Origin of the sequence: Aquipuribacter hungaricus (assembly GCF_037860755.1) — a bacterium.
Classification (GTDB): Bacteria; Actinomycetota; Actinomycetes; order Actinomycetales; family JBBAYJ01; genus Aquipuribacter; species Aquipuribacter hungaricus.
This window is the reverse complement of the sequence record NZ_JBBEOI010000350.1, coordinates 1-2,742: the sequence shown is the minus strand read 5'-3', so window position 1 is coordinate 2,742 and position 2,742 is coordinate 1. Positions and strand designations below refer to the sequence as shown.

General features: G+C 77.1%; 3 protein-coding genes. All 3 read right to left on the bottom strand.

What is annotated here, in order from left to right; translation table 11 throughout:
- Positions 1–108: 108 nt before the first annotated feature.
- Positions 109–774: an imidazole glycerol phosphate synthase subunit HisH gene (gene hisH / locus WCS02_RS19425; protein ID WP_340295930.1), complete on the bottom strand. Its 666-nt coding sequence runs from the start codon at positions 772–774 to the stop codon at positions 109–111.
- A gap of 23 nt (positions 775–797) precedes the next feature.
- Positions 798–1,406: an imidazoleglycerol-phosphate dehydratase HisB gene (hisB, locus tag WCS02_RS19420; protein WP_340295929.1), complete on the bottom strand. Its 609-nt coding sequence runs from the start codon at positions 1,404–1,406 to the stop codon at positions 798–800.
- Positions 1,407–1,566: 160 nt separating this feature from the next.
- The gene (locus WCS02_RS19415; RefSeq protein ID WP_422665440.1) at positions 1,567–2,652 is read right to left on the bottom strand and encodes a histidinol-phosphate transaminase; all 1,086 of its coding nucleotides are present in this window, start codon (positions 2,650–2,652) and stop codon (positions 1,567–1,569) included.
- Positions 2,653–2,742 lie beyond the last annotated feature (90 nt).

Here is a 2,742-nt window from a genome sequence, read left to right as displayed (position 1 = left end):
CCCGCGCCCGGGCCCGGCGCACCTCGGCGAGGCGGCGGGTCTCGGCGCGCTCCCGGGCTGTCGCGGCGACCTGCTCGCGGGCCTCGCGTCGGCGCGCCCGCTCGCGGCTCACCCCCGCAGCGAGCGGACCCAGGTCGACAGCAGCGCCGCCCCGGCGTCCCCCGACTTCTCCGGGTGGAACTGCGTGGCGGACAGGGCGCCGTCCTCGACCGCCGCGACGAAGCGCACCCCGCCGTGCTCGGCGTAGGTGACCACGGGTGCGGCGATGCGCTCGCTGCCCAGGTGGGCGACGTGCTCGGCGTCCGGCTGCTCGCCGTCGACCGGCGCCTGCCCGGGGGCGAGCACCGCGTAGGAGTGGACGAAGTAGAACCGCTCGTCCTCGATGCCGTCGAAGAGCCGGGACCCGGCGGCCGGGCGCACCGTGTTCCAGCCCATGTGGGGCACCCGGTCGGCCGGGAGGCGGCGCACCGTCCCGGGCCACTGGCCCAGGCCCTCGCGGTCGCCGGCGCCGGGCTCGGTCGAGGACTGGAAGAGCACCTGCAGGCCGACGCAGATCCCCAGGACGGGGCGGCCGCCGGCGAGGCGGCGGTCGATGACGGCGTCCCCGCCGACGGCGCGCACCCCCTCGGTCACCGAGGCGAAGGCCCCGACCCCGGGCACGACGAGCCCGTCGGCCTCGGTCGCGGCGTCACGGTCGGCGGTGAGGGTGACGTCGGCGCCGACCCGCTCCAGCGCGCGCACCGCGGAGCGGACGTTGCCGGAGCCGTGGTCCATGACGACGACTCTGGGGGCGCCGCTCACAGCGCACCCTTCTCGCTCGGCACCCCGGCGACGCGGGGGTCGGGCTCGACGGCGGCGCGGAAGGCGCGGGCGAGCGCCTTGAACTGGGCCTCGACGACGTGGTGGGGGTCCCGGCCGGACAGCACGCGCACGTGCACGGCGATCTTGGCGTTGTGGGCCAGGGACTCCAGGACGTGGCGGGTGAGGGAGCCGACGTAGCTGCCGCCGATGATGACGTGCTCCTGCCCGGCGGGCTCGCCCTCGTGGACGCAGTAGGCGCGCCCGGCCAGGTCCACCGCGGCCATGGCCAGGCACTCGTCCAGCGGCACGGTGGCGTCGCCGAAGCGGCGGATGCCGGCCTTGTCCCCCAGCGCCTGGGCGATGGCCTGGCCGAGCACGATGGAGACGTCCTCGACGGTGTGGTGCGCGTCGACGTCGGTGTCCCCGGTCGCCTGCACGGTGAGGTCGACGAGGGAGTGCCGGGCGAACGTGCCGAGCATGTGGTCGAAGAACCGGACGCCGGTGGACACGGTGGACGTGCCGGTCCCGTCGAGGTCGATCTCGACGAGGACGCTGCTCTCCTTGGTGCTCCGGTCGATGCGGGCGGTCCGGGCGGGCCTGCTCACGGGTGGCGCTCCTCGCGTGGGGTCGGGCGGTCTCTGGTGACGGTAACGGGACGGCGGGCCGGGACCTTCCGACCGCGACCTGCCGACGGGCTCACCCGTAGGTCCTCGGGCTGGCGCCGAGGGACCCGGGGTGGTCCCGCGTCAGCGGGCAGGGCCTGCGTCAGCGGGGCAGGGCGGCGAGCGCGTCGAGGACGGCGGTGGTCTCCGCCTCGGTGCCGGCGGTGACCCGCAGGTGCCCGGCGAGCCCGACGTCGCGGACGAGGACGCCCTGGTCCAGCAGCGCCTGCCACGCGGCGCGCTCGTCGGCGAAGCCGCCCACGAGGACGAAGTTGGCGTCGCTCGGCACGGGCCGCAGGCCCAGCGCCGCGGTGCCCTCGACGAGCCGGTCCCGCTGCTCCTTGGTCGCCTCGACCGCGGCGAGCAGCAGGTCGGCGTGGGCGAGCGCGGCGCGGGCGGCCGCCTGGGTGAGGCTGCTCAGGTGGTACGGCAGCCGGACCAGGCGCAGCGCCGCGGTGACGGCGGGGTCGGCGGCGAGGTAGCCGACCCGTGCCCCGGCGAAGGCGAACGCCTTGCTCATGGTCCGGGTGACGACGAGGCGGCGGCGCCCGGGCAGCAGGGTGACCGCGCTCGGCGTGCCCGCACGGGCGTACTCCGCGTAGGCCTCGTCGACGACGACCAGCGCCGAGGGGGCCGCGTCGAGGACGGCGGTGACGACGTCGAGGTCGAGGGCGGTCCCGGTCGGGTTGTTCGGCGAGCAGAGGAAGACCACGTCGGGGTCGACCTCGGCCGCCTGCGCCGCCGCGGCCTCGGCCCCGAGCCAGAACGGGTCCGCAGGGTCGCCGGGGCGGAACCCGTCGACCCAGCGGGTGCCGGTGCCCGTGGCGATGACCGGGTGCATCGAGTAGGCCGGGGTGAAGCCGAGCGCCGTGCGGCCGGGGCCGCCGAAGGCCTGCAGCAGGTGCTGGAGCACCTCGTTGCTGCCGTTGGCCGCCCAGGTCTGCTCCGCGACCAGCGGCTGGCCGGTGGTGCGGGCCAGGTAGGCGGCGAGGTCCTCGCGCAGCGCGGAGAACTCCCGGTCGGGGTAGCGGTTGAGGTCGCCCGCGACGGCGGCGACGGCCTCCGCGACCGCCCGCACCACGGCCTCCGGGACCGGGTGGGAGCTCTCGTTGGTGTTGAGCCGCACGGGCACGTCGAGCTGGGGGGCGCCGTAGGCCGAGGCGCCCCGCAGGTCGTGGCGCAGCGGCAGGCCGTCGGCGTCGAGCCGGTCGGCTGCAGGTCCCGCACCCCCCGCACCCCCCGCACCGGGCGGGCCGGCCGGGCCGTCGGGCGAGGCGCC